Source organism: Streptomyces litchfieldiae, from assembly GCF_031845365.1.
GTDB classification, from domain to species: domain Bacteria; phylum Actinomycetota; class Actinomycetes; order Streptomycetales; family Streptomycetaceae; genus Streptomyces; species Streptomyces litchfieldiae.
Genome location: NZ_JAVREL010000022.1, coordinates 55,924 through 81,488, shown reverse-complemented (window position 1 = coordinate 81,488; position 25,565 = coordinate 55,924). Strand labels below are relative to the sequence as shown.

The window sequence follows — 25,565 nt, the reverse complement described above, 5'->3', positions numbered from 1 at the left end:
AAATCCGATATGTCCCGTTATCGTGCCAGAGTGCATGCTCAACGGGAGAATCGATGATCCAGGCCATCGGACTCACCAGCGCGTCTCGGCACGGCCGACCGCCGGCCGTTGACGATCTCACCTTCGAAGCGCGCCCGGGCGGCGTCACCGCGCTGCTGGGGCCCTCGGGAGCGGGGAAGTCCACCGCGCTGCGGCTGATGCTCCAGCTTCTGCCCGGGCGGGGCGTCGCCCTCTTCCGCGGCCGTCCGCTGTCGCGGGTGCCGCATCCCGCCCGCGAGATCGGCGTTCTGCTCGGGGACGTTCCCGGCCACCCCGCGCGTACCGCCATCGGCCATCTGCGGATGCTGGCCGCCGCGGCCGGTGTGCCCGCCAGCCGCGCCGACGACGTGCTCGACGTGGTGGGGCTGAGCGGCCTCGCGGATCGGCGGCTTCGGCACTTCTCCCGGGGCATGGACCGCAGGCTCGGGCTCGCGGGCGCGCTGCTGGGCGATCCGCACACCCTGGTCCTCGACGAGCCCGCCGACGGGCTGGCCCCCCGCGAAACCGCCTGGCTGTACGGGCTGTTGCGCGGCTATGCCGAGCAGGGCGGCGCCGTGCTGGTCACCACGCAGGACGCCGAGGAGACCGCGCGGTTCGCCGACCGGGTGGTGAGCCTGGACGCCGGGCGGCTGGTCGCGGACCAGACCGCCGCCGACTTCCGGCGCGCCCGGCTGCGGCCGCGCGTCGCCGTGCGCACCCCCCACGCGGAGCGGCTCGCGGTGGTGCTCGCCCGGGAGTTCCGCACGGACCCGGACGCGGCGGCGGGCGAGCCGGCCGAGGTCGTCCGGGAGTCCGGCAGCCGGCTGTCCGTCTTCGGCAGCACCTGCGCGACGGTTGGCGAGATCGCCTACCGGCACCGGATCGTCGTTCACCAACTCGCCGACGAGGTGGGCGATGCCGGGGACCGGTCGCCCACCGGGCCGCTGCACCGGGCCGATGGCAGGACCGCGCCCGACGCCGCGCCGGAGGCGGGAGTCACGGCCGCCGCCGAGGCCGCCACGCACTACCGGGCCGGCGCGGCCCTGCCGCCCCGGCTGCCCGCCCTGCCGCCGCCCGGCCCGAGTTGGCCGATCCGCTACGAGTTGCGCCGCTGGGCCGGGCTGCGCACGGCGTGGTGGCTGATGAGCGCGGCGCTGCTGGCCGGACTCGTGGCGGCGCTCGCCCTCGCCTCCGAGGTCCCCGGCCCCGCGGAGCGCGTTCTCACCGGCTGGGCCGAGCCGTTGCCGCTGCCGCCCGTCGCGATCGTCTCCGGCGTGCTGGGCGCGCTCGCCTTCGGCCAGGAGTTCCGCTTCCCGGCGCTGACCCCCGCCCATGTCGCCGTGCCGCGCCGGCTGTCCCTGCTGACCGGCAAGCTCTTCGTCTCCGCCGTCGCCGCGCTCCTGCTGTGCTGCGCCGCCCTCACGGTCAACTCCACGTCGTTCACCCTGGTGTTCGGGCACGATATCCCGTTCGACGGCTCCTGGCAGGTGGCCCTGCTCGGCACCGCCGCCCTCTCCGTCGGCTGTGCCTGGGCCGGGCTGCTCGCCGCCGGGATCTTCCGCTCCACCCTGGTCGGCCTGGCCGCCGTCGCCGCCGTGCCGCTCGCGCTGACCCCCGCGCTGCGCGCCCTGCTCGACGGCCCCGCCGGTCAATCGCTCGACGGACTGCCGGGCCGCTTGCACGCGTTGACCACGCTTCCGTTCCCGTCCGGAGTCGATCGATGGCTGTCCGCAAGCGCGCATCTCGCGTCCCAGCCGATCGGCTGGGCGCTGGCCCTGTCGCTGACGGTGCTGCTGTGCGGGTATGCCCTCGTCAGCCTGCGCAACGGCGTGAGATGAAGCCCGTGTTCCCCAGCTCGCCGCCCCGCCGCCGGCCACCACCGAAGCCCAACACCCCATCCTCCTGTCCGCATTGTGCGTGACGGGACCATTTCCTTCCGATTAGGCGTCAATTATGCGGGGGTCGCCGATCACCCTTTCGTGTGCTTTTCACCAAAGACCTCAAGGTGCCACCGGGGGCCGCCGACAAAGGAGGCGTGACTACCCTTGCGCACTCCATGATGACCGCCACTCGCTCCACCGATTCCGGCCCCGCCGGTCCGGGGGAGCTCGACCGCTACTCCTACGCCGAGTCCACCGGCGCGGCCCGCACCACCAACGCCCCCGCCTGGGACGGCGGTGACCCTGACATGAGCCGGGTCGGCCGCCGCGCCGCCGGCAGCCGGGGCCGCGGCCTCCACGGCCAACTCGTCCAGCAACTCGGGCAGATGATCGTCTCCGGCGACCTGGGCGCCGACCGTCCGCTCGTCCCCGAGGAGATCGGGCAGCGCTTCGAGGTCTCACGCACCGTCGTGCGCGAGTCGCTGCGCGTGCTGGAGGCCAAGGGCCTCGTCAGCGCCCGACCCAACGTGGGCACACGCGTACGGCCCGTCGGCGACTGGAATCTGCTGGACCCCGACATCATCGAATGGCGCGCCTTCGGCCCGCAGCGCGAGGACCAGCGCCGCGAGCTGTGCGAGCTGCGCCTGACCATCGAGCCGCTGGCCGCCCGGCTCGCGACCGGCGAGATCTCCGAGGAGGTGCGGCAGCGCCTCGGCGACATGGTCGACATCATGACCCACGCCCTCGGCCAGGGCGACTCGCTCACGTTCTCCCGCGCCGACGCCGAGTTCCACGGCCTGCTCCTCCAGGCCGCGGGCAACCGCATGCTGGAGCACCTGTCCGGCATCGTCGGCGCGGCCCTCCAGGTTTCCGGCGGCGCGGCCTCCGGCTGCGAGGCGCCCACGGAGGCGTCCGTCGCGCAGCACCAGCGCATCGTGGACGCGGTCGCCTCCGGCGAGCCGGCCGCCGCCGAGACCGCGATGCGGCACCTGCTGACCGCCGCTCCGGAGACCGCCGCCCCCGCCGGGGGAGCGGCCGCGGGAGGCGCGGCGGGCGCGGACCACGTGGTTCCCGCCCCGCGCGAGCACTGAGACGGCGATTGCAGGTGTCGCGGGGCCCCCTCCGGGCAGGGCTCCGGCGACGCTGTCGCTCCGGCCCGCTACAGTCGAGCGTGCGGTGTGACTCGCGACACGCGAAAGCTGCGTAACGCTTCGGGGAGCAGCGCGATGATTCAAGAGGTGGTAGCAGCGGTGGGACCAGCAGTCCCCCGCCGCTCCGCCGATGCCGTCGGCACACCCCTGCCGGCGGTCACCGGTTCCGTCCGACTCGGGCGGGCCTTAAGCCGTTCCCAGAGTTTCCGAGAGGTTGTTCGTGTCGGCCAGCACTTCCCGTACTCTCCCCGCAGAGATCGCCGAGTCAAATTCTGTGATGGCGCTCATCGAACGGGGAAAGGCTGAGGGGCAGATCGCCGGCGATGACGTGCGCCGGGCCTTCGAGGCTGACCAGATCCCGTCAACCCAGTGGAAGAACGTTCTGCGCAGCCTCAACCAGATCCTCGACGAGGAGGGCGTGACGCTGATGGTGAGTGCCGCCGAGGCGCCCAAGCGCACCCGGAAGAGTGTCGCCGCGAAGACTACGGCCAAGCGCACCGCGACCAAGACTGTCGCGGCGAAGACCACGCCTGCCAAGAAGGCCACAGCCACAGCTCACCCCGACGATCCACCCGCCGACATCGAGGATGTCGACACCGCCGGTGGTTCGCCGGCCAAGGCCGCGGCCAAGAAGGCCCCGGCGAAGAAGGCCGCCGCCAAGAAGGCGCCCGCGAAGAAGGCCGCCGCCAAGAAGGCCCCGGCGAAGAAGGCCGCCGCCACCAAGAAGACGGCGTCGGCCAAGGGCGGCGAGACGAAGAAGGAGATCGTCGACGAGTTCCTCGAGGGCGAGGAGGAAGGCCTGGAGGAGCCCGCGGAGCGGGCCGCCCGGGGCGCCGCCCCCGCCGAGGGCCCCGACGGCAAGCCGGAGAACGAGGGCTTCGTCCTGTCCGACGAGGACGAGGACGACGCCCCCGCCCAGCAGGTCGCCGCGGCGGGCGCCACCGCCGACCCGGTCAAGGACTACCTGAAGCAGATCGGCAAGGTTCCGCTGCTGAACGCGGAGCAGGAGGTGGAGCTCGCCAAGCGCATCGAGGCGGGCCTCTTCGCCGAGGACAAGCTGGCCAGCTCCGACAAGATCGCTCCCAAGCTCCGCCGCGAGCTGGAGATCATCTCCGAGGACGGTCGGCGCGCGAAGAACCACCTCCTGGAGGCCAACCTCCGGCTCGTGGTCTCCCTCGCCAAGCGCTACACCGGGCGCGGCATGCTCTTTCTGGACCTGATCCAGGAGGGGAACCTGGGCCTCATTCGGGCTGTGGAGAAGTTCGACTACACCAAGGGCTACAAGTTCTCCACCTATGCCACCTGGTGGATCCGGCAGGCGATCACCCGCGCCATGGCCGACCAGGCGCGCACGATCCGTATCCCTGTGCACATGGTCGAGGTGATCAACAAGCTCGCCCGCGTGCAGCGCCAGATGCTCCAGGACCTGGGCCGCGAGCCCACCCCGGAGGAGCTGGCCAAGGAGCTCGACATGACCCCGGAGAAGGTCGTCGAGGTCCAGAAGTACGGGCGGGAGCCCATCTCCCTGCACACGCCGCTCGGCGAGGACGGGGACAGCGAGTTCGGTGACCTCATCGAGGACTCCGAGGCCGTGGTGCCCGCGGACGCCGTGAGCTTCACGCTCCTCCAGGAGCAGCTCCACTCCGTGCTGGACACCCTCAGCGAGCGCGAGGCCGGTGTGGTCTCCATGCGCTTCGGCCTCACCGACGGCCAGCCGAAGACGCTGGACGAGATCGGCAAGGTCTACGGCGTGACGCGCGAGCGCATCCGTCAGATCGAGTCCAAGACGATGTCCAAGCTCCGCCACCCCTCCCGTTCCCAGGTGCTGCGCGACTACCTGGACTGAGGGTCCGGACTCCACGGCGACGGCCGCGGGGCGCATCCGAGAGGTGCGTCCCGCGGCCGTCGCCATGACAGCGGGTGCCGGCCGGGGCACGGCGTGAAACGGGAACGGGCGGCCACCCCCTGTGCTGTGGGGGTGACCGCCCGTCGTCCGGCTCGATGGCCGGCCCGAGGCCCGTCGGTATGGAGACGCGATACGTCAGGTCAACGTTCGTCGTCGCTCGCGGACGCCGGAGTCGCCGTCAGCTTCTCCGTCTCGTCCTGTATCTCCGCGGCGATCTTCTTGAGCTCCGGCTCGAACTTCCGGCCGTGGTGAGCGCAGAACAGCAGCTCTCCGCCGCTGATGAGGACCACGCGGAGATATGCCTGGGCACCACAGCGGTCGCAGCGGTCCCCAGCCGTCAGCGGGGTCGCGGGGGTCAGAACAGTAGTCACGTCGCCTCTTCTCTAGCTCGACGAGCTGTCGTACCAGGGACAACATCCAACCAGGCCGAGAACGTTCCCGCTCGCGGCTTCTCAGCGAAAAAATTTCTCCCGAGATGACCGAACGCTGCCCGGTGGCGGCGAATGAGCCGTATTGCGGTTGATGCTTGATGTATCCGTTGTCTGGTGGTTTTGTTCCGGCTACCTCGGTGTATCCGGTGGGCGCTCCTCCGTTCAGGAGGACGTGCCCGGAGCCTAAATGGTTCATGCCTCGAAGGGAACGTGATGTACACGTCACCCAGACGAGTTATCGAACACGTGAACGACCCTGAGCTACCCTGATATTCCCTGGGTAGCTGCACAACCGCTCTACAGGGCCTCGGTACCCTCTGAGCGGCACTCCGCCACCGATCAGGATTCAGCGAGGAGCGAACTGCGTGACCGCCGACACGTCCGTGCCATCAACCGCACTGCTGACCGGGGCCGACCCGGGCGGCAACTACACCGCGCGGCACCTGCTGGTTCTGGAGGGCCTGGAGGCGGTGCGCAAGCGCCCGGGCATGTACATCGGGTCCACCGACAGCCGCGGCCTGATGCACTGCCTCTGGGAGATCATCGACAACGCCGTCGACGAGGCCCTGGGCGGTCACTGCGACCGCATCGAGGTCTTCCTCCACGAGGACGGCTCGGTCGAGGTGCGGGACAACGGGCGCGGCATCCCGGTCGACATCGAGCCGAAGACCGGCCTGTCGGGCGTCGAGGTCGTCATGACCAAGCTGCACGCGGGCGGAAAGTTCGGCGGCGGGTCCTACGCCGCCTCCGGCGGCCTGCACGGCGTCGGCGCCTCCGTCGTCAACGCCCTCTCCGCCCGGCTGGACGTCGAGGTGGACCGCGGCGGACACACGCACGCCATCAGCTTCCGGCGCGGCACCCCGGGCATCTTCACCGAATCGGGCCCCGACGCCCCCTTCGACCCGACCAGCGGCCTGCTGAAGGGCAAGAAGATCCCCAAGACCCGCACCGGCACCCGGGTGCGGTACTGGGCGGACCGGCAGATCTTCCTCAAGGACGCCAGGCTCTCCCTCGACACGCTGCACGCCCGCGCCCGCCAGACGGCGTTCCTCGTGCCGGGACTGACCATCACCGTGCGTGACGAACGCGGCGTGGACGGTGCCGAGCCCTCCGAGGAGGTCTTCCGCTACGACGGGGGCATCAGCGAGTTCTGCGAGTACCTGGCCGCCGACAAGCCCGTCTGCGACGTGCTGCGCCTGACCGGCGAGGGCACGTTCAAGGAGACCGTGCCGGTCCTGGACGACCGGGGTCACATGATCCCCACCGAGGTCAGACGCGACCTGACGGTCGACGTCGCCCTGCGCTGGGGCACCGGCTACGACACCACGCTGAAGTCCTTCGTCAACATCATCGCCACGCCCAAGGGCGGCACCCACGTCGCCGGCTTCGAGCGGGCGGTGCGCACCACCGTGAACGACGTCCTGCGGGCGACGAAGCTGCTGCGCGTCGCCGAGGACGACATCACCAAGGACGACGCCCTGGAGGGCCTGACCGCGGTGGTCACCGTGCGGCTGGCCGAGCCGCAGTTCGAGGGCCAGACCAAGGAGGTGCTGGGCACCTCGGCGGCCTCCCGCATCGTGGCCAACGTGGTGGCCAAGGAGCTCAAGGCGTTCCTGACGTCCACCAAGCGGGACGCCAAGCAGCAGGCCCGGGCGGTCCTGGAGAAGGTCGTGGCGGCGGCCCGCACGCGCATCGCGGCCCGTCAGCACAAGGAGGCCCAGCGCCGCAAGACCGCGCTGGAGTCCTCCGCACTGCCCGCCAAGCTGGCCGACTGCCGCAGCGACGACGTGGACCGCAGCGAACTGTTCATCGTCGAGGGGGACAGCGCGCTGGGCACGGCCAAGCTGGCGCGCAGCTCGGAGTTCCAGGCGCTGCTGCCCATCCGCGGCAAGATCCTCAACGTTCAGAAGTCCTCGGTGTCCGACATGCTCAAGAACGCCGAGTGCAGCGCGATCATCCAGGTGATAGGAGCCGGGTCGGGGCGGACGTTCGACATCGACCAGGCCCGTTACGGCCGGGTGATCTTCCTCGCCGACGCCGATGTCGACGGCGCGCACATCCGGTGCCTGCTGCTGACCCTCTTCCAGCGCTACATGCGGCCCATGGTGGAGCAGGGCCGGGTGTTCTCCGCGGTCCCGCCGCTGCACCGGATCGAGCTGAGCAACCCCAAGCGCGGTCAGGACAAGTACCTGTACACGTACTCGGACAACGAGCTGCGGGAGACGCTGCTGGACCTGGACCGCCGGGGCGTGCGCTACAAGGACTCCATCCAGCGCTACAAGGGCCTGGGCGAGATGGACGCCGACCAGCTCGCGGAGACCACCATGGACCCGCGCAAGCGCACGCTGCGCCGGATCAACATCAGCGACCTGGAGGCGGCCGAGGAGGCGTTCAGCCTGCTGATGGGCAACGAGGTGGCGCCGCGCCGGGAGTTCATCACCAGCTCGGCGGCGACCCTGGACCGCTCCCGCATCGACACCTGAGACGGCGGGTCGGCGCCGGGTGCCCGTGCTCGGCGCCGAGCACGCCTGCGAGAACCAGCGTGAGGTGGTGCGACAGCGGGCGGTGCCCGCCGCCGCGCTCAGTCCTGCGGAGCGCTGCTGCCCTCCAGCACGCCGCGGCGCTGCCACTATCGTGAACGCATGTCAGCCAGCCGGATCCCGGTTCTCGTCCTCGCCGGATTTCTGGGCGCGGGGAAGACCACCCTCCTCAACCACCTGCTCCGCAACCGCGACGGCGTCCGCATCGGCGCCGTCGTCAACGACTTCGGCAGCATCCCGGTCGATGCCATGACGGTGGCCGGCCAGGTCGACGCGATGGCCTCGTTCGGCAACGGCTGCCTGTGCTGCGCCGTGGACACCGAGGACCTGGACCTGGCCCTGGACCGGCTGGCCCGCCCCGGCGCGGGCATCGACCTCATCGTGGTGGAGGCCAGCGGGCTGGCCGAGCCGCCCGCCCTGATCCGGATGATCCTGGGCAGCGAGAACCGGCGCGTGGTCTACGGCGGCCTGGTCCAGGTCGTCGACGCCGCCGAGCACCGGCTCACCCGGCACGCGGGTGTCGCCGACCTCCTCGTGCTGAACAAGACCGACCGTGTCGACGACGCCACCCGTGTCGCCCTGGAGGAGGAGCTGCGCCGGCTCGGCGGCGGCGCGCCCGTTGTCTCCGTGGCGCACGGCCGTGTCGATCCCCGGCTGCTGTTCGACCCGGACGGCACCCGGGAGGGCCGCCCGGGCGCCCGCCAGTTGTCGTTCGCCGATCTGCTCGCCGCCGGGGACGACGACCCGGCGCAGCATGTCCACACGGTCTACGACTCCGTGGCCTTCACCACGGACGAGCCGCTGGACCCGCGCCGGCTGATGCGGTTCCTGGACACCCGGCCGGCCGGGCTGTACCGGATCAAGGGCCATGTCTCGTTCGGCGCGGAGCGGTTCCTGCTGCACGCGGTCGGCCGCTTCCTGCGGTTCCACCCCGCGCCCGCCTCCGGCGGCACCGAACTGGTCCTGATCGGCGCCGGGATCGACACCGAGGCCGTGCACAAGGAGCTCACCGCCTGCGCCGGGCCGGAGCCTGGCGACGCCGACGGCATGTGGGAGGTCCTGCGCTACGTGGACGACCCCGACGACCTGGGCGAGCCCGACGGCCCCGGCCTCTCGGGCGACCCCGCCGATCCCGGCGCCGGGTGACTACACCGGCCCGGCGACCGCCGCGACGGCCTTGGCCAGCGGCGTGCCCGAGCCGTCCCGGCGCGGGTCCGGCTCCGGCAGCGGGATCGGGGCGCCCGACGCCGTGGCCGCGCGCGCCGGAGCCGCCCCGGCCCAGGCGAACGTCAGCCGGTCCTCGCCCTTCAGGAACCGCTGGCAGCGCACCCCGCCGGTGGCCCGCCCCTTGCGCGGATACTGGTCGAACGGCGTCAGCTTGGCCGTTCCCAACGAGTCGTCCAGCGTGCCGCTGCCGCCGGCCACGGTGAACACCACCGCGTCCACCGCCGGGTCGACCGCCGCGAACGACACGACCGTGGCACCCTGCGCCAGCTTGACCCCCGCCATGCCGCCCGCCGGCCGGCCCTGCGGCCGGACCTGCGACGCCTGATACCGCAGCAGGTGCGCGTCGCTGGTGATGAAGACCAGGTCCTCCTCGCCGGTGTGCAGCTCGGCGGCGCCGATGATCCGGTCGCCCTCCTTGAGCGAGATGACCTCCAACTCCTCCTTGTTCGCCGGGTAGTCGGGCACCACCCGCTTCACGACGCCCTGCTCGGTGCCGATGGCCAGCCCCGGCGAGGACTCGTCCAGCGAGGTCAGGCACACCACCCGCTCGTCGGCCGCCAGCGACAGGAACTCGGCGATCTGCGCCCCGCCCGCCAGGCTCGGCGCCGAACCGCCGAGCGGTAGCTGCGGCAGGTCCACCACGGCCAGCCGGAGCAGCCGGCCCGCCGAGGTCACCGCGCCCACCTCGCCCCGGGTGGTGGACGGCACGGCCGAGACGACCACGTCGTGCTTCGCCCGCCGGGCGCCCTCCCGCACCTCGAACGGCGTGTCCCCGTCCGCCGTGCGCGCCAGCAGCCCGGTGGAGGACAGCAGCACCCGGCAGGGGTCGTCGGAGACCTCCAGCGGCACCACTTCGCGGGGGTCGCCCTCCGCCTCGGTCAGCCGGGTGCGGCGCGGGGTGCCGTACTTCTTGGCGACCTCGCCCAGCTCCGCCGAGACCAGCTTCCGCAGCTCCGCGTCGGACTCCAGGATCCGGGTCAGCTCGGCGATCTCCCCGGTCAGCCGGTCCCGTTCACTCTCCAGCTCGATCCGGTCGAACTTGGTCAGCCTGCGCAGCGGCGTGTCCAGGATGTACTGGGTCTGGATGTCCGACAGCCCGAACCGGGCGATCAGCGCCTCCTTGGCCTGCGCCGCGTTCTCGCTGGACCGGATGAGGCGGATGACCTCGTCGATGTCCACCAGCGCGACCAGCAGGCCCTCGACCAGGTGCAGCCGGTCCCGCCGCTTCCCCCGCCGGAACTCGCTGCGCCGCCGCACCACTTCGAAGCGGTGGTCGACATAGACCTCCAGCAGCTCCTTCAGACCCATCGTCAGCGGCTGGCCGTCCACCAGCGCGACGTTGTTGATGCCGAACGTCTCCTCCATCGGCGTCAACTTGTAGAGCTGGGCGAGCACCGCCTCCGGGTTGAACCCGTTCTTCACCTCGATGACCAGCCGCAGGCCGTGCTCGCGGTCGGTCAGGTCCTTCACATCCGCGATGCCCTGCAGGCGCTTGGCGTTGACCAGGTCCTTGATCTTCGCGATGACCTTCTCCGGCCCGACCGCGAAGGGCAGCTCGGTGACGACCAGTCCGCGGCGCCGCGCGGAGACCTTCTCCACCGTCGCCGTGGCCCGGATCCGGAACGTGCCACGGCCGCTCTCGTACGCGTCGCGGATGCCGTCCAGGCCGACGATCTGACCCCCGGTCGGCAGGTCGGGCCCGGGAACGTAGCGCATCAGCGTGGCCAAGTCGGCGCCCGGATGCCGGATCAGATGCCGGGCGGCGGCGATGACCTCGCCCAGGTTGTGCGGGGGCATGTTCGTCGCCATGCCGACGGCGATGCCGCTGGAGCCGTTCACCAGGAGGTTCGGATAGGCGGCGGGCAGCGCGACCGGCTCGCGCTCGCTGCCGTCGTAGTTGGGCGCGAAGTCGACCGTGTCCTCGTCGATCGACTCCACCATCAGCCCGGCCGCCGGCGCCGACCGGCACTCGGTGTACCGCATCGCGGCGGGCGGGTCGTCGTTCCCCAGGGAGCCGAAGTTCCCATGGCCGTCGACCAGGGGCAGCCGCATCGAGAACGACTGGGCCATGCGCACCAGCGCGTCGTAGATCGCCGTGTCGCCGTGCGGGTGCAGCTTGCCCATCACCTCGCCGACGACGCGGGCGCACTTGACGTAGCCGCGGTCCGGCCGCAGCCCCATGTCGTGCATCTGGTACAGGATGCGGCGGTGCACCGGCTTCATCCCGTCCCGGGCGTCCGGCAGCGCCCGGGAGTAGATCACCGAGTAGGCGTACTCAAGGAAGGAGCCCTGCATCTCATCGACGACGTCGATGTCCAGGATGCGCTCCTCGAACTCCTCGGGAGGCGGGGACTTCGTACTGCGGCGGGCCATCGCGGCAGGGCTCCTTCGTACGGGTGGTCGGGTTGCTGCCGACCATTGTGGACCGCTCCGCCGACAACCAGGAACTTCGCACGGCCCGGCTCACCTTGCATAAGGTGACTTAGATCTCGACCGTCCGAGCGAAGGGATCCCAATTCCATGGGCCACACGGCCACCCCGCACGAGTCCGTCGGCGGGCTCTCCGCGACCGAGCACAGGCTGGCCAACGGGCTGCGCGTCGTGCTGTCCGAGGACGACCTCACGCCGGTCGCCGCCGTCTGCCTCTGGTATGACGTCGGCTCCCGCCACGAGGTCAAGGGCCGCACCGGACTGGCACACCTTTTCGAGCACCTCATGTTCCAGGGTTCGGAACAAGTGAAGGGCAACGGCCACTTCGAGCTGGTCCAGAGCGCCGGTGGCTCGCTCAACGGCACCACCAGCTTCGAGCGGACCAACTACTTCGAGACCATGCCCGCGCACCAGCTCGAGCTCGCCCTGTGGCTGGAGGCCGACCGGATGGGCACGCTCCTGTCCGCGCTGGACGAGGAGTCCCTGGAGAACCAGCGCGACGTCGTGAAGAACGAGCGTCGACAGCGCTACGACAACGTCCCCTACGGCACGGCGTTCGAGAAGCTGACCGCGATGGTCTTCCCCGAGGACCACCCCTACCACCACACCCCCATCGGCTCGATGGCCGACCTGGACGCCGCCTCGCTGGCCGATGCGCAGGAGTTCTTCCGCACCTACTACGCGCCCAACAACGCCGTCCTGGCCGTCGTCGGCGACATCGACCCGGACGAGACCCTCGCCTGGGTCGAGAAGTACTTCGGCTCCATCCCGTCCCACGAGGGCAAGCGCCCGCCGCGCGACGGCACCCTGCCGGACGTCATCGGCGAGGAGGTGCGCGAGCTGCTCCGCGAGGACGTGCCGGCCCGCGCCCTGATGGCCGCCTATCGGCTGCCCCACGACGGCACCCGCGAGGGCGACGCCGCCGATCTGGCGCTCACCGCCCTGGGCGGCGGCGAGTCCTCCCGTCTGCACAACCGGCTGGTGCGGCGCGACCGCACCGCCGTGGCCGCCAGCTTCGGGCTGCTGCGGCTGGCCGGCGCGCCCTCGATGGGCTGGCTGGACGTCAAGACCTCCGGCGACGCCGAGGTCGCCGAGATCGAGGCGGCCGTGGACGAGGAGCTGGCGCGGTTCGCCGCCGAGGGCCCCACCGCCGAGGAGATGGAGCGCGCGCAGGCCCAGTTGGAGCGCGAGTGGCTGGACCGGCTGGCGACGGTCGGCGGCCGCGCGGACGAACTCTGCAAGTACGCTGTGCTCTTCGGCGACCCCCAGCTCGCTTTCACCGCCGTGCGGCGCATCCTGGAGATCACCCCGGACGAGGTCCGCGAGGTCGCCGCCGCCCGGCTGCGCCCGGACAACCGCGCGGTGCTCGTCTACGAGCCGACCGCGCCGGAGTCCGAGGACGCGGACTCCGACGCCGAGACCGAAGCCGACACCGAAGGGGCGGACAAGTGACGGACGCCACCACTCCCACCATGCGGTTGCACGCCCAGCCCTCCGCCGGGAAGCCCAGGCCCTGGGCGTTCCCCGCGCCCGAGCGCGGCAGCCTGCCCAACGGGCTGACCCTGCTGCGCAGCCACCGCCCCGGCCAGCGCGTCATCGCCGTCGAGGTCAACCTGGCCGCGCCGCTCGCCGCCGAGCCGGCCGACCAGGAGGGCGTGGCCACGATCATGGCCCGCGCGTTCTCCGAGGGCACCGACCGGCACACCGCCGAGGAGTTCGCCGCCGAGCTGGAGCGCTGCGGCGCCACGCTGGACGCGCACGCCGACCACCCGGGCGTGCGCGTCTCGCTCGAAGTCCCGGCCTCGCGCCTGGCGAAGGCGCTGGGCCTGCTTGCCGACGCGCTGCGCGCCCCCGCGTTCGAGGACAGCGAGATCGAACGGCTCGTGCGCAACCGCCTCGACGAGATTCCGCACGAGCTGGCCAACCCCGGCCGCCGCGCCGCGATGGCGCTGTACGACGCGCTGTTCCCCGCCGAGTCGCGGATGGCCCGGCCCCGGCAGGGCACCGCGGAGACCGTCGAGCGCATCGACGCGGCGGCGGTGCGCGCGTTCTACCAGGCGCATGTGCGGCCGGCCTCCGCCACGGCCGTCGTCGTCGGCGACCTGACCGGCATCGACCTGGACGCGGCGCTGAAGGACACCCTGGGCGCCTGGACCGGCCCCGCCGCCGCCGAGCCGGTGTGGGCGCCGGTCAGCGCGGACGACACCGGCCGGGTCGTCATCGTCGACCGGCCCGGCGCGGTCCAGACGCAGTTGCTCATCGGCCGGGTCGGGCCCGACCGGCACGACCCGGTCTACCCGGCCCGGCGGCTGGGCGTGTACTGCCTGGGCGGCACGATCACCTCGCGCCTGGACCGCGTGCTGCGCGAGGAGAAGGGCTACACGTACGGCATCCGGGCCTTCAGCCAGGTGCTGCGCTCCCGCGCGGACGGCACGGGCGCCGCGCTTCTGGGCATCCGCGGCTCGGTGGCCACCGATGTGACGGGCCCCGCGCTCGCGGACCTCTGGCAGGTCCTGCGCGACCTCGCCGCGGGCGGCCTGACCGACGAGGAGCGCGACGCCGCCGTCCAATACCTGGTCGGCGTGGCGCCGTTGAGCTTCGAGACCGCCGCGGCCGTCGCCGGCACCCTGGCCGACCAGGTGGAGGAGGAGCTGCCCGACGACTACCAGGCGCAGCTCTACGCCCGGCTGGCCGGGACGGGGACGGTGGAGGCGACCGCGGCCGTGGTGCGCGCGTTCCCCGCCGACCGGCTGGTGACCGTTCTGGTGGGCGACGCCGAGCAGATCGCCGACCCGGTGCGGGAGCTCGGCATCGGCGAGGTGACGGTGGTGCGCGGCTAGCCGCGCACCGCTCGGCCGGTGCCCCCGGGCCGCCGCCCGGGGGCACCGCCGCGATGTCCGAATCTGTCGCCCGACCTCCGCAGGGCTTCCGGGTTTACGGCCGAAAAACGCTCTCTTTTAGGGGGGCGCTATCGGCATTCCCGCGTTTTTGCCATACAGTTCGGTTCAGTGACCCGGTAGTAATGCGACAGGGCGACGCCGGCTTGGCTGTGGGGGTTTGTTCATGCGTATCTCCGCGCACACGGTATGCACGGCGATCCGTGACGACATTGTGAGCGGAGTCCTGCCGCCGGGCGCCCGGCTGGCGGAGGAGCAGCTCGCCCAGCGCTACGGGGTCTCCCGGGTGCCGGTGCGCGAGGCGCTGCGGACGCTGGAGTCCGAGGGGTTCGTGGTCTCACGCCGGCACGCCGGTGCCTGTGTGGCCCAGCTCGGGGACCGCGAGGCAGCCGATCTGCTGGACATAAGGGCGCTGTTGGAGCCGCTGGGCGCGGCGCGCGCGGCCCAGCGGCGCACCGAGGCGCACCTCAAGGTGCTGCGCGGGCTCGTCCGCCTCGGGCGTCAGCGCGCAGGCCAGGGGCAGGAGGCGGACCTGCGCTCCCTCGGCGACTGGTTCCACGAGACGGTGGCCCAGGCGACGTGCAGCCCCGGACTGACCGCGCTGCTGGTGCAGTTGCGGCGCAAGATCACCTGGCTGTACACGGGGGAGCCGGTCTCCCGCGCCGTGGTGCTGTGGCAGGAGCGGGGCGCGCTGGTGGACGCCATCGCGCGGGGCGACGCGGAGCGCGCCAGGGCGCTGGCCGCCGCCCAGCTCGAACGGGCCGTTCCGGCCCGCCGGCAGTTCCGGTCGGTGGCTGTGAGAAGCCCGAAACCTGCCGTAAACACAGTGCGCGGCCAGATTTAACCTCGGCCGTATACACCTGAGTATTAGCGTCTGGAATTCCGCCGTCGGAATCGAGGCCGGGAATTCTGCTGCCCGGAATTCCCGGCCGTCCGGAGTGGATTCTTCACACAGTTTCCGGGAGCTCCTCAAGACCTTCGGAAACGAGCTTCGCCAGGCGGTCCAGCGCCGCCTCCGCGGCCTGAACGTCCTCGGCCGGCGACGACAGGACGATCTCCTCGCCGCCCTCCGCCCCCAGGCTCAGGACGGCCAGCATGGACGCGGCGTTGACGGGCGTGCCGCCCTTCTTGGCGATGGTCACCGGCACACCGGCGGCCGTCGCGGCACGGACGAAGATCGAGGCGGGACGGGCGTGCAGCCCTTCGGCCCAGCCGATGGAGACGCGGCGCTCGGCCATGGTGGTGCCCTCCGGGTTGGAACGGGATATGAACTGGTGGCCGCGGACGGCAGGCGCCGAGCCTCCCGTCCGGACACGCTCAACCGTACGCTGAACCCATGCGGACCCCCGCCCAGCCTCCCTACCCGGCCCACTGGGAAGCCGACGTGGTGCTGCGCGACGGCGGCACCGCGCACATCAGGCCCATCGCCCCGGCGGACGCCGACCGGCTGGTCAGCTTCTACGAGCGGGTCTCCGACCAGTCGAAGTACTACCGCTTCTTCGCCCCCTACCCGCGGCTCTCCGACCGCGACGTCCACCGGTTCACCCATCACGACTACGTGGACCGCGTCGGGCTCGCGGCCACCGTGGGCGACGAGTTCCTGGCGACCGTGCGGTACGACCGCGTGGACGAGGAGGGCCGCGCCGCCTCCGCGCCCGCCGACCGGGCCGAGGTCGCGTTCCTGGTCCAGGACGCCCACCAGGGCCGCGGCCTGGCGTCCGCGCTGCTCGAACACATCGCGGCCGTCGCCCGCGAGCGCGGGGTCCGCCGCTTCGAGGCGGAAGTGCTGCCCGCCAACAGCAAGATGATCAAGGTGTTCACGGACGCCGGCTACTCGCAGCGCCGCAGCTTCTCCGACGGTTCCGTGCACCTCACGCTCGACCTGGAGCCCACCGCCGAGTCCCTCGCCGTGATGCGCGCCCGCGAGCAGCGGGCCGAGGCCCGGTCCGTGCAGCGGCTGCTCGCCCCCGGCAGCGTCGCCGTGCTCGGCGTCGGCCGCCGCCCCGGCGGCACCGGCCGCTCGGTGCTCGCCGGACTGCGCGCGGGCGGCTTCCCCGGCGAGCTGTACGCGGTCAACGCCGCCCTGCCGCCCGGGCAGGCCGAACTCGACGGGGTGCCCGCCTACCGTTCCGTGCGCGCCATCGGCGCCCCCGTCGACCTCGCCGTCCTGGCCGTCCCCGCCGCGCGCGTCGCCGGGGCGATCGCCGACTGCGGCGAGCACGGCGTGCAGGGCCTCGTGGTCCTGGCCGACGGCCACACCCGCGAGGAGCAGCGCGAACTGGTGCGCCTCGCCCGCTCGTACGGCATGCGTCTCATCGGGCCCAACGCGTTCGGCGTGATGAACACCGCGCCCGGCGTCCGGCTCAACGCCAGCCCCGCGCCGCGCCTGCCCCCGGCCGGGCGGATCGGCCTGTTCACCCAGTCCGCGGCCATCGGCATCGCCGTGCTCAACGAGCTGGAACGCCGTGGCGCGGGCCTGTCCACGTTCCTCTCCGCCGGCAACCGCGCCGACCTCTCCGGGAACGACGCCCTCCAGTACTGGGACGAGGACCCGGCCACCGGCGTGGTGCTGATGTACCTGGAATCCGTCGGCAACCCGCGGAAGTTCACCAGGCTCGCCCGGCGCACCGCCGCGGCCGGCACGCCCGTCGTCGTGGTCCGCGGCGGCCGGCACAGCGGCGGCCTGCCGCCGCACGGCCACGCCGTCCCGGTCGGCCGCACCCCGGAAGCCACGGTCTCCGCGCTGCTGAGCCAGGCCGGGGTGATCGAGGCCGGCACCGCCACCGAACTCGTCGACACCGGGCTGCTGCTCGCCCACCAGCCGCTGCCCCCGGGCCCGCGCGTCGCGGTCCTCGGCAATGCCGAGGCGCTCGCGCTCGTCGCCCACGACGCCTGCCGCGCCCAGCGGCTGAGCCCGCTCCCGGTGGCCGACCTCGGCCCGGCCGCCGGCCCGGACGACTACCGGCGGGCGCTGGCCGCTGCCCTCGCCGACCCGGGCACCGATGCCGTCGTGGTCACCGCCGTGCCCACCGTCGCCGAGGAGACCCCGGCCGAGGCCGACCTGACCGACGCGCTGCACGCCGCGGTCACCGGCGCCAAGGGCGACAAGCCCGTGGTCGTCGCCCACCTCGCCCTGGAGGGGCTCGCCGCCGCGCTCAGCGCCCGGGGCATCCCCGCCTACCCCTCGGCCGAACGTGCCGTCCGCGCCCTCGCGCACGCCGTCCGGCACGCGGAGTGGCGGGCCCGGGCCGCGGCGCCCGGCCGGGTCCCGGAGTTCGACGACATCGACGAACCGGCCGCCGCCCGGCTCCTCTCCGACGGCGTCGGCCCGGCGGCCGGCCGGCCCGCGTCCGTCACCCTGGCCCCCGGGGCGGCCCGCGCGCTGCTGGCCGCCTACGGCGTCACCGTGCTGCCCGCGCTGCCCGCCCCCGACGCGGACACCGCCGCCGCGGCCGCCGGGCGCCTCGGCTACCCGGTGGCGCTCAAGACCACGGCCCCCCACCTGCGGCACCGGCCTGACCTGGGCGGCATCCGGCTGGGCCTGGCCACCGAGGGCGAGTTGCGCCGGGCCCACGCCGACCTGGTCCGCCAGCTCGGCGACCCGGCCGGGCTGCGCCCCGTCGTCCAGGCGATGGCGGCCCGCGGCGTGGACACGGTCGTGCGCGCCACCGTGGACCCCGCCATCGGCGCGGTGCTCTCCTTCGGCCTGGCCGGGCCGCCCTCCGAGCTGCTGGACGATGTCGCCCACCGGATCCTGCCGGTCACCGACCGGGACACCGTCGAGCTGGTCCGGTCGATCCGGGCCGCGCCCATGCTCTTCGGCTGGCGCGGCGCCCGGCCGGTCGACACCGCGGCCCTGGAGGAACTGCTGCTGCGCCTGGGGCGGCTGGTCGACGACCACCCCGAAATCGCGGCCGTCGAGCTGGAACCGGTGGTCGTCGCCCCGCGCGGGGCGACCGCCCTGTCCGCGACCGTGCGCGTGGCGCCCCCGCCGCCGCGCGCGGATCTGGGCCCGCGCCGTCTCCCGGCCTACTGACCCCCGAACGGCCCCTCCGGTGTCGGAGCGGCCCCGTAAGATGGCCCCATGGCGAAGACCGGTACGACGTCCCAGGGGCTGCGGGAGGCGATCGAGCGCAGCGGCTACTACCCGGCGCTGGTCGCCGAGGCGGTGGAGGCCGCCGTGGGACGGGAGTCCGTCGTCTCCTTCCTGGTTCACCAGGAGACGACGTTCGACAGCAATGAGGTACGCCGGCATGCCACGGTTCTGGTGCTGACCGGTACGCGTTTCATCGTCAGCCACACCGACGAGCAGTCCGCGGACAGTTCCGCGCCGGCGCCGTACGCGACCACCTCCACGGAGTCGGTGAAGCTCTCGCGCATCTCCTCGGTGGTGATCAGCCGCGTCGTCGCCGATCCCCAGTCGTACACGCCGGGCACGCTGCCCCGGGAGGTCGTCCTCACCATCGGCTGGGGCGCCGTCTCCCGCATCGACATGGAGCCCGCCGGCTGCGGCGATCCCAACTGCGAGGCGGATCACGGCTACACCGGCTCCACCACCGCCGACGACCTCTCCCTGCGGATCAGCGAGGCCGGCGACGGACCCGAAACGGTGCGCCGCACGCTGGAGTTCGCCCAGGCGCTCTCCGAGGCGACGGCGGTGGCCGGCAGGTGACGCACCCCCGGTCATGGGGGTCGCCGCAGGGCGCGCCTCCCGGCGGCGGGCAGGTGCCCCCAGCCCCGGCGCAGGACCCCGTGCCCCTCGATCCGCGCGAGGCGCCCGCGCCGCGTTACGGGTCGGCCTCGCTCGCCGATGTGCTGCCCGCCGTGGCGGCGGGCCTCGGGGTGCCGGCCCCGGTCACCTTGCTCCACCTGCCGCCCGCCGACCGCGTCTGTCTCTTCCTCGTCGACGGCCTCGGCTGGGAGGCGCTGCGCGCCCACCCCGAGCAGGCCCCGTTCCTCACCTCGCTGCTGCACACCTCCAGGGCGGGCGCGGGCGAGCCCATCACCGCCGGTTTCCCCGCCACCACGGCGACCTCGCTCGCCTCCGTCGGCACCGGCCTCGCGCCCGCCGCCCACGGCCTGGCGGGTTACAAGGTCCTCGATCCCGCGACCGGCGAGATCATGAACCAGCTCCGCTGGGACCCCTGGACCGACCCGGGGCTCTGGCAGCCGTATCCCACGATCTTCCAGCGGGCCCACGCCGCGGGCGTGGCCGCCGCCCAGGTCACCGCCCCGCACTTCGAGCGCACCCCGCTGACCCGGGTCGCACTGTCCGGCGGCACGTTCCTCGGCCGGCTCGACGCGGGGGAGCGCATGGACCTGGCCGCGCGCCGGCTCGCGTCCGCCGACCGCGCCCTCGTCTACACGTACTACGCCGAGCTGGACTCCATCGGCCACCGGCTCGGGGTGGCCTCGGCCGCCTGGCGCGAGGAGTTGCGCTATGTGGACGGGCTGGCCCGACGGCTGGCCGAGCAGTTGCCGCCGCGTTCGGCGCTGTACATCACCGGCGACCACGGGATGGTCGACGTGCCGGAGACCCCCGAGGCCCGGTTCGACTTCGACGAGGACTGGGAGCTGCGGGCGGGCGTGGCCCGGCTCGGTGGCGAGGGCCGCGCCCGCCACCTGTACGCGGTGCCCGGCGCCGCGGCCGACGTGCACGCCGTCTGGCGCGAGGTGCTGGCCGACCACGCCTGGGTGGTGACCCGCGACGAGGCCGTGGAGCTCGGCTGGTTCGGGCCGCCGGACGCCGGCATCGAGTCGCGCGTGGCCTCCCGCGTCGGCGACGTCGTGGTGGCGATGACGGGTGTGGCCAGCGTGATCGCCAGCGTCAGCGAGCCGGGGGAGTCCGCCCTGATCGGCATGCACGGATCGGTGACGCCCGCCGAGCAGTTGGTCCCGCTCCTCGAAGTACGCACCTGACGCACCCCCGAAGCCCTCGCACCGACCTGGAGTTCCGTTACCTTGGCCGAACTCGCCTTCTTCTCCGGCACCATGGACTGCGGCAAGAGCACGCTCGCCCTGCAGATCCAGCACAACCGCTCGGCCCGGGGCCTCACCGGCCTGATCTTCACCCGCAACGACCGGGCGGGCGAGGGCCGGCTCTCCTCCCGGCTCGGCCTGGTGACCCACGCCGTCGAGGCCGACGAGGACTTCGACTTCCACGCCCACCTGGTCAAGTACCTCACCGCGGGCGCGCGGGTGGACTACGTCATCGCCGACGAGGCGCAGTTTCTCTCCCCGGAGCAGGTCGACCAGCTCGCGCGCGTCGTGGACGACCTGGGCATCGACGTCTTCGCCTTCGGCATCACCACCGACTTCAGGACCCGGCTCTTCCCCGGATCCCAGCGGCTGATCGAGCTGGCCGACCGGGTCGAGGTGCTCCAGGTCGAGGCGCTGTGCTGGTGCGGCGCCCGGGCCACGCACAACGCCCGGACCGTCGGCGGCCGGATGGTGGTCGAGGGCGCGCAGGTGGTGGTCGGCGACGTGGGCGCGGGCGACGAGGTCGGCTACGAGGTGCTGTGCCGCCGTCACCACCGCCGTCGGCTGACGGCCGCCGCGGCGGGCGCCGGGGCACTGTCCCCCGACGTGCTCCCCGCCGACGGCGTCCCCCAGCCCGTTCCGGTCCCCCGGCGACAGAGCTAGGCCCGCCGGGGGACCGGCCGGATCAGCGCTTGGCCGGGTGGATCACGGCGAACGGCGCGCCCTCGCGGTCGGCCACCGCCGCCCAGCGGCCGAAGGGGGAGTCCTCCGGCTCGCCGAGCTGCCGCCCGCCCAGCGCCCCGATGCGGCTCAGCGTTGCCTCCACGTCCGGCACCGAGAAGTACGTGAGCCAGTGCGGGCCGCGGTCGTGCGGCAGGGCGTGGCCCACCCCGCGGATCCCGGCGACCGGACGCCCCTGGAGACGCAGCGTCAGATAGTCGCCGTCCTCGGGAAGCGCCGGCTCCGGCATGGCCTCGTATCCGAAGACCAGCGAATAGAACTTGCTGACGGCCGAGGTCTCGACCGTGATCAGCTCGTTCCAGTCCGCGGCCCCCGTGCCGCCGGTGAACGGCCCCCGCCGGCGCGGTCCGCCCTCCCAGAGGCCGAACGCGGCCCCGGTCGGGTCGGCGGCGATGGCCAGCCGCCCCACCTGCTCGACGTCCAGCGGCCCGACCGCCACCGTGCCTCCGCACTCGCGGATCGTGGCCGCCGTCGCGTCGGCGTCCCGCGTGGCGATATAGGGCAGCCACGCCACCGGACGCCGCACACCCTGCGCGATCTCACCGAGTCCCGCCACCGGGTACCCGTCCCGCAGCGCCCGCACATAGGGGCCCAGTTGAGACGGACCCTCCTCGAACTCCCAGCCGAACAGCTCGTGATAGAACTCCTGGCTAGCGGCCAGGTCGTGCACCATCAGACTCACCCAGCGATGTGTTCCGGAAACTGGCGGACTCGCTGCTTCGGTCATCCTTCTCTTCTCTCCTCAGACCATCGCGCCACTGCCGTTGCTCGCCCTCACGAGTCTCCCCCGGTGTGCCGGGGAGAATGGGCCCATGACAGCAATGATCTCGGGACCCGAACTCGCCTCCGCACTCGGCCCCGGCGCGCCGCCGGCCGAGCGGCCCGTTCTGCTGGACGTGCGCTGGCAGCTCGGCGGCCCGCCCGGCCGCCCCCAGTACGCGGCGGGTCATCTGCCCGGCGCCGTCTATGTGGACCTGGAGACCGAGCTCGCCGGGCCGCCCGGGAGCGGCGGGCGGCACCCGCTGCCGGACCCGGAGATCTTCGGCACCGCGATGCGCCGGGCCGGGGTATCGCACGGACGTCCGGTGGTGGTGTACGACGGCGGCCAGGGCTGGGCCGCCGCCCGTGCGTGGTGGCTGCTGCGCTGGGGCGGGCACCGGCGGGTGCGGGTGCTGGACGGCGGGCTCGCCGCGTGGGAGGGCGAGCTGACCACCGAGGAACCCCGGCCCGCCGAGGGCGACTTCGTTCCCCTGCCCGGCGGGCTGCCGGTCCTGGACGCCGACGGCGCGGCCCGGCTGGCGCGCAGCGGTGTGCTGCTGGACGCCCGGGCGGAGGCGCGGTACCGCGGCGACGAGGAGCCGATCGACCCCGTCGGCGGGCACATCCCGGGCGCGTTGTCCGCGCCCACCACCGAGAACGTGGCCCCCGACGGCCGGCTGCGCCCCCCGGCGGAGCTGGCGGACCGGTTCTCCCGACTGGGCGCGGTGCCGGGGGCGGAGGTCGGCGTCTACTGCGGCTCGGGCGTGTCCGCGGCGCACGAGGTGCTGGCCCTGGCCGTGGCCGGGGTCGAGGCGGCGCTCTACCCCGGCTCCTGGAGCGAGTGGACCGCCGACCCCGGGCGCCCGGTCGCCCAGGGCCCGGAGCCGGGCTGAGCCCGGGAGCCGGCCGGCTAGTCCTTCTTCTTGCGCCGGGTGCCGAAGACGATCTCGTCCCAGCTCGGCACGGCCGCCCGGCGCCCCGGCCGGACGCCGTCCGCCTCGGCCTGCCGGTCCGTGCTGCCCGTCAGCCGCTCGCGGTGGCCGCCCACCGAGCGCGGCATCAGCACGTCCGCGTACGTGGACCCCGCGCTGGCCGCCGGGGCCGGACCGCCCCGGGCCGCCGCGTCGTCGTCCTCCTGCTCCTCCACGGGGCCGGCGGACGCCGCCGGCGGTCCGGGCTGCTCGGGAACGATCAGATCGCCCCGGAAGCTGGGCACGGCCTCCAGCAGGCTGGTCAGCGAGTCCGTCTCGCCGTCCGAGGCAGAACGGGGCGCCGGTGCCCGGTCCGCCCGCTCGCCGTCGCGCGGCAGCCGCGCGATCCGCGGCACGAACGGCGTGCTGGGCTCCGGCGTGTCGTCCGTCTCGCCCAGCAGGGCCCGCGCCTCGTCGTCCACCGCCTGGACCAGGCGGCGCGGCGGGTCGTACGTCCAGCTCGCCGAGTGCGTCTCACCGGCGACCCGGTAGACCAGCAGCACCTCCCAGGTGCCGTCGTCCCGCCGCCAGGAATCCCAGCGCACCGCGTCCTTGTCCGCGCCGCGCAGCAGCAGCCGCTCGGCCACCGCGTCCCCGAGCTGCGGACCGGCCGTCTCGCCGGGCCGCCGCACGGGCGTCTTGCGCGCCCGCTCGGCCATGAACGCCCGCTCGGCCAGCACCGGACCCTCGAAGCGGCGCACGCGCTCCACGGGGATCCCGGCGAACTGCGCCACCTCTTCCGCGGTGGCCCCGGCTCGTATGCGGGCCTGGATGTCGCGCGGCCGCAGGTGGTTCTCCACCTCGATCTCGATCTGGCCGAGCCGGGCCCTGTCGTTGCGCACGGCGGCACGCAGCCGCTCGTCGATGGGCAGGGTGTACTCCGTGTTGTCGGCAGCCTTGAGCACCAGGCGTGTGCCGTCATTGCTCACGGCCACGACACGCAGTTCGGGCACGAGGACCTCCCGGTGGTGCCTGCCGACGTCACGTACGTCGCTGCTCCCGCTAGACGAGTGTGACTTGCCCGGGCGCAGCCTGCCACAACCTTGCCGACTTGCCCGGCGTGTCGGGCCATGGTCTTGAGCCGCCGTTATGGCACAGTCACCACTTTGCCACGAGTGGTGACCAACGCGAGCGAATTGTGCGCACGTGCGCCACCAGAGGGCCAAGGCCAGGGATTTCACACTACTCCATTAGGGCCACCCGGGTGGGGCGCCGCGCCGCGGAAGTTTTCGCCGGGCAAGGGAGTTGGCCGCGCGCGTCGCCCCTCCCAAGGGGGACAACAGTCACAGAAGACCCCAGAGCGGGAGCTATCTCCGCGCCCCGTGCCGGACTTGCGTGCGAGTCGTGCGAAGAGCGTGCGCGGCGTGGCGAATGGCGGAACCTTGGGCAAAGAATTCGTGGCCGGACGGGAGAGAGTGACCCGGGGCGGTACCCGTCGGTCGCCCGGTGCCGGATGGCAGGATCTACGGACATGGACCGCGCGCTCAATCCGAACCCGTACGACGCCCTTCTGCTTCTCTCCTTCGGCGGCCCCGAGGGTCCCGACGACGTCCTCCCGTTCCTGGAGAACGTCACGCGCGGACGCGGCATCCCGCGCGAACGGCTGACCGAAGTGGGCGCGCACTATCACCTGTTCGGCGGCGTCAGCCCCATCAACGAGCAGAACCGCACGCTGCTGGCCGCGCTCCGCGCCGACTTCGCCGAGCGCGGGCTGGACCTGCCCGTCTACTGGGGCAACCGCAACTGGGCGCCCTATGTCACCGACACCCTGCGGGAGATGGTGCGCGACGGCCGCCGCCGGATCCTGGTCCTGGCCACCAGCGCCTACGCGTCCTACTCCGGCTGCCGCCAGTACCGCGAGGACCTGGCCGGCGCGCTGGCCGCCCTGAAGCGCGAGGGGCTGGACCTGCCGCGCGTGGACAAGCTCCGGCACTACTTCAACCACCCCGGCTTCCTGGAGACGATGACCGACGGCGTGCTCGCCGCGCTGGACCGGCTGCCCGCCGACGTGCGGGACGGCGCGCACCTGGCGTTCTGCACCCACTCCATCCCGGACGCCGCCGCCGACACCTCCGGGCCGCCGGCCGCGCACGGCGCCGGAGGCGCCTATGTCGCCCAGCACCTGGACGCCGCCCGTGCCGTCGTCGCCGCGGTGCGCGAGGCCACCGGCGCCGACCGGCCCTGGGAGCTCGTCTACCAGTCGCGCAGCGGCGCCCCGCACATCCCGTGGCTGGAGCCCGACATCGTCGACCACCTGAAGGACCTGCGCGCCAAGGGCGCCCCGGCGGTGGTCATGGTGCCCATCGGCTTCGTCTCGGACCACATGGAGGTGCTCTACGACCTGGACACCGAGGCGCTGACCGCCGCCGACGAGCTGGGCCTGCCCGCCGTCCGGTCGGCCACCGTCGGCGCGGATCCGCGTTTCGTGGCGGCCGTGCGGGACCTCGTCCTGGAGCGCGCGGCCACCGAGCGGGACGAGTCGCCGCGGCGCCGCGCGCTGGGCGCCCTCGGCCCCAGCCACGACCTGTGCCCGGTGGGCTGCTGCCCCGGCCGCCAGGAGCGGCCCGCCGCCGCGGGCGCCGACAGCCCGTACGCCTGACGGGATCCGGCCGGGGGTCGGGCACTACGGTGGAGA

General features: G+C 73.1%; 19 protein-coding genes. 14 read left to right on the top strand and 5 right to left on the bottom strand.

What is annotated here, in order from left to right; all coding sequences use genetic code 11:
- Positions 1-53 precede the first annotated feature (53 nt).
- The 3 genes from RM590_RS29205 (at position 54) to RM590_RS29195 (ending at position 4,895) form a co-directional block, all read left to right on the top strand.
- The gene (locus RM590_RS29205; RefSeq protein ID WP_311707753.1) at positions 54-1,856 is read left to right on the top strand and encodes an ABC transporter ATP-binding protein; all 1,803 of its coding nucleotides are present in this window, start codon (positions 54-56) and stop codon (positions 1,854-1,856) included.
- A 143-nt stretch (positions 1,857-1,999) separates the two neighbouring features.
- Positions 2,000-2,989, top strand: a complete 990-nt coding sequence (locus RM590_RS29200; protein ID WP_311707752.1) for a FadR/GntR family transcriptional regulator — start codon at positions 2,000-2,002, stop codon at positions 2,987-2,989.
- Between the two features lie 274 nt (positions 2,990-3,263).
- A complete protein-coding gene (locus tag RM590_RS29195) occupies positions 3,264-4,895 on the top strand; it encodes an RNA polymerase sigma factor (RefSeq protein WP_311707751.1) in 1,632 nt (543 codons plus the stop codon).
- 200 nt (positions 4,896-5,095) lie between these two features.
- On the opposite strand, the gene RM590_RS29190 is transcribed toward RM590_RS29195, so the two are convergent.
- Complete coding sequence (locus RM590_RS29190; protein WP_132816144.1) at positions 5,096-5,326, bottom strand: DUF7455 domain-containing protein; 231 nt, start codon at positions 5,324-5,326, stop codon at positions 5,096-5,098.
- 425 nt (positions 5,327-5,751) lie between these two features.
- On the opposite strand from RM590_RS29190, the gene RM590_RS29185 reads away from it, so the two are divergent.
- Positions 5,752-7,869, top strand: coding sequence for a DNA gyrase/topoisomerase IV subunit B (locus RM590_RS29185; protein WP_311707750.1), 2,118 nt, complete (start codon positions 5,752-5,754; stop codon positions 7,867-7,869).
- A 159-nt stretch (positions 7,870-8,028) separates the two neighbouring features.
- Positions 8,029-9,072: a CobW family GTP-binding protein gene (locus tag RM590_RS29180; RefSeq protein ID WP_311707749.1), complete on the top strand. Its 1,044-nt coding sequence runs from the start codon at positions 8,029-8,031 to the stop codon at positions 9,070-9,072.
- On the opposite strand, the gene RM590_RS29175 is transcribed toward RM590_RS29180, so the two are convergent.
- Positions 9,073-11,526, bottom strand: a complete 2,454-nt coding sequence (locus RM590_RS29175; protein ID WP_311707748.1) for a DNA gyrase/topoisomerase IV subunit A — start codon at positions 11,524-11,526, stop codon at positions 9,073-9,075.
- Between the two features lie 147 nt (positions 11,527-11,673).
- Between RM590_RS29175 and RM590_RS29170 the strand changes: the two genes are divergently transcribed.
- From RM590_RS29170 to RM590_RS29160, 3 genes are all read left to right on the top strand, one after another.
- Positions 11,674-13,035, top strand: a complete 1,362-nt coding sequence (locus RM590_RS29170; protein ID WP_311707747.1) for a M16 family metallopeptidase — start codon at positions 11,674-11,676, stop codon at positions 13,033-13,035.
- Positions 13,032-14,423 carry a M16 family metallopeptidase gene (locus tag RM590_RS29165; protein WP_311707746.1) on the top strand — a complete coding sequence of 464 codons (1,392 nt, stop codon included), beginning with the start codon at positions 13,032-13,034 and terminating at the stop codon, positions 14,421-14,423. Before RM590_RS29170 ends, RM590_RS29165 begins: the two co-directional genes overlap by 4 nt.
- Positions 14,424-14,646: 223 nt before the next feature.
- Positions 14,647-15,324 (top strand): GntR family transcriptional regulator, encoded by a 678-nt coding sequence (locus RM590_RS29160; RefSeq protein ID WP_311707745.1) that lies wholly within the window; start codon positions 14,647-14,649, stop codon positions 15,322-15,324.
- A gap of 103 nt (positions 15,325-15,427) precedes the next feature.
- On the opposite strand, the gene RM590_RS29155 is transcribed toward RM590_RS29160, so the two are convergent.
- Positions 15,428-15,718, bottom strand: a complete 291-nt coding sequence (locus RM590_RS29155; RefSeq protein ID WP_311707744.1) for an HPr family phosphocarrier protein — start codon at positions 15,716-15,718, stop codon at positions 15,428-15,430.
- A gap of 98 nt (positions 15,719-15,816) precedes the next feature.
- Between RM590_RS29155 and RM590_RS29150 the strand changes: the two genes are divergently transcribed.
- From RM590_RS29150 to RM590_RS29135, 4 genes are read left to right on the top strand one after another with little or no spacing between them, the layout of a single operon-like run.
- The gene (locus tag RM590_RS29150; RefSeq protein ID WP_311707743.1) at positions 15,817-18,516 is read left to right on the top strand and encodes a bifunctional acetate--CoA ligase family protein/GNAT family N-acetyltransferase; all 2,700 of its coding nucleotides are present in this window, start codon (positions 15,817-15,819) and stop codon (positions 18,514-18,516) included.
- 48 nt (positions 18,517-18,564) lie between these two features.
- Positions 18,565-19,152, top strand: a complete 588-nt coding sequence (locus RM590_RS29145; RefSeq protein ID WP_311707742.1) for a DUF5998 family protein — start codon at positions 18,565-18,567, stop codon at positions 19,150-19,152.
- A 53-nt stretch (positions 19,153-19,205) separates the two neighbouring features.
- Positions 19,206-20,399 carry an alkaline phosphatase family protein gene (locus RM590_RS29140; protein WP_311707741.1) on the top strand — a complete coding sequence of 398 codons (1,194 nt, stop codon included), beginning with the start codon at positions 19,206-19,208 and terminating at the stop codon, positions 20,397-20,399.
- A gap of 42 nt (positions 20,400-20,441) precedes the next feature.
- The gene (locus RM590_RS29135; protein WP_311707740.1) at positions 20,442-21,122 is read left to right on the top strand and encodes a thymidine kinase; all 681 of its coding nucleotides are present in this window, start codon (positions 20,442-20,444) and stop codon (positions 21,120-21,122) included.
- Between the two features lie 22 nt (positions 21,123-21,144).
- Here RM590_RS29135 and RM590_RS29130 read toward each other — a convergent pair whose 3' ends face one another.
- Entirely contained in the window at positions 21,145-21,873 is a 729-nt protein-coding gene (locus tag RM590_RS29130; RefSeq protein WP_311707739.1) for a VOC family protein, read from the bottom strand.
- A gap of 139 nt (positions 21,874-22,012) precedes the next feature.
- Between RM590_RS29130 and RM590_RS29125 the strand changes: the two genes are divergently transcribed.
- Positions 22,013-22,852 (top strand): sulfurtransferase, encoded by an 840-nt coding sequence (locus RM590_RS29125; protein ID WP_394813997.1) that lies wholly within the window; start codon positions 22,013-22,015, stop codon positions 22,850-22,852.
- A gap of 17 nt (positions 22,853-22,869) precedes the next feature.
- Here the strand turns inward: RM590_RS29125 and sepH are convergent, their stop codons facing one another.
- Complete coding sequence (sepH, locus tag RM590_RS29120; protein ID WP_311707738.1) at positions 22,870-23,883, bottom strand: septation protein SepH; 1,014 nt, start codon at positions 23,881-23,883, stop codon at positions 22,870-22,872.
- A gap of 518 nt (positions 23,884-24,401) precedes the next feature.
- On the opposite strand from sepH, the gene RM590_RS29115 reads away from it, so the two are divergent.
- Positions 24,402-25,529 (top strand): ferrochelatase, encoded by a 1,128-nt coding sequence (locus RM590_RS29115; RefSeq protein WP_311707737.1) that lies wholly within the window; start codon positions 24,402-24,404, stop codon positions 25,527-25,529.
- The last annotated feature ends 36 nt before the right edge of the window (positions 25,530-25,565 follow it).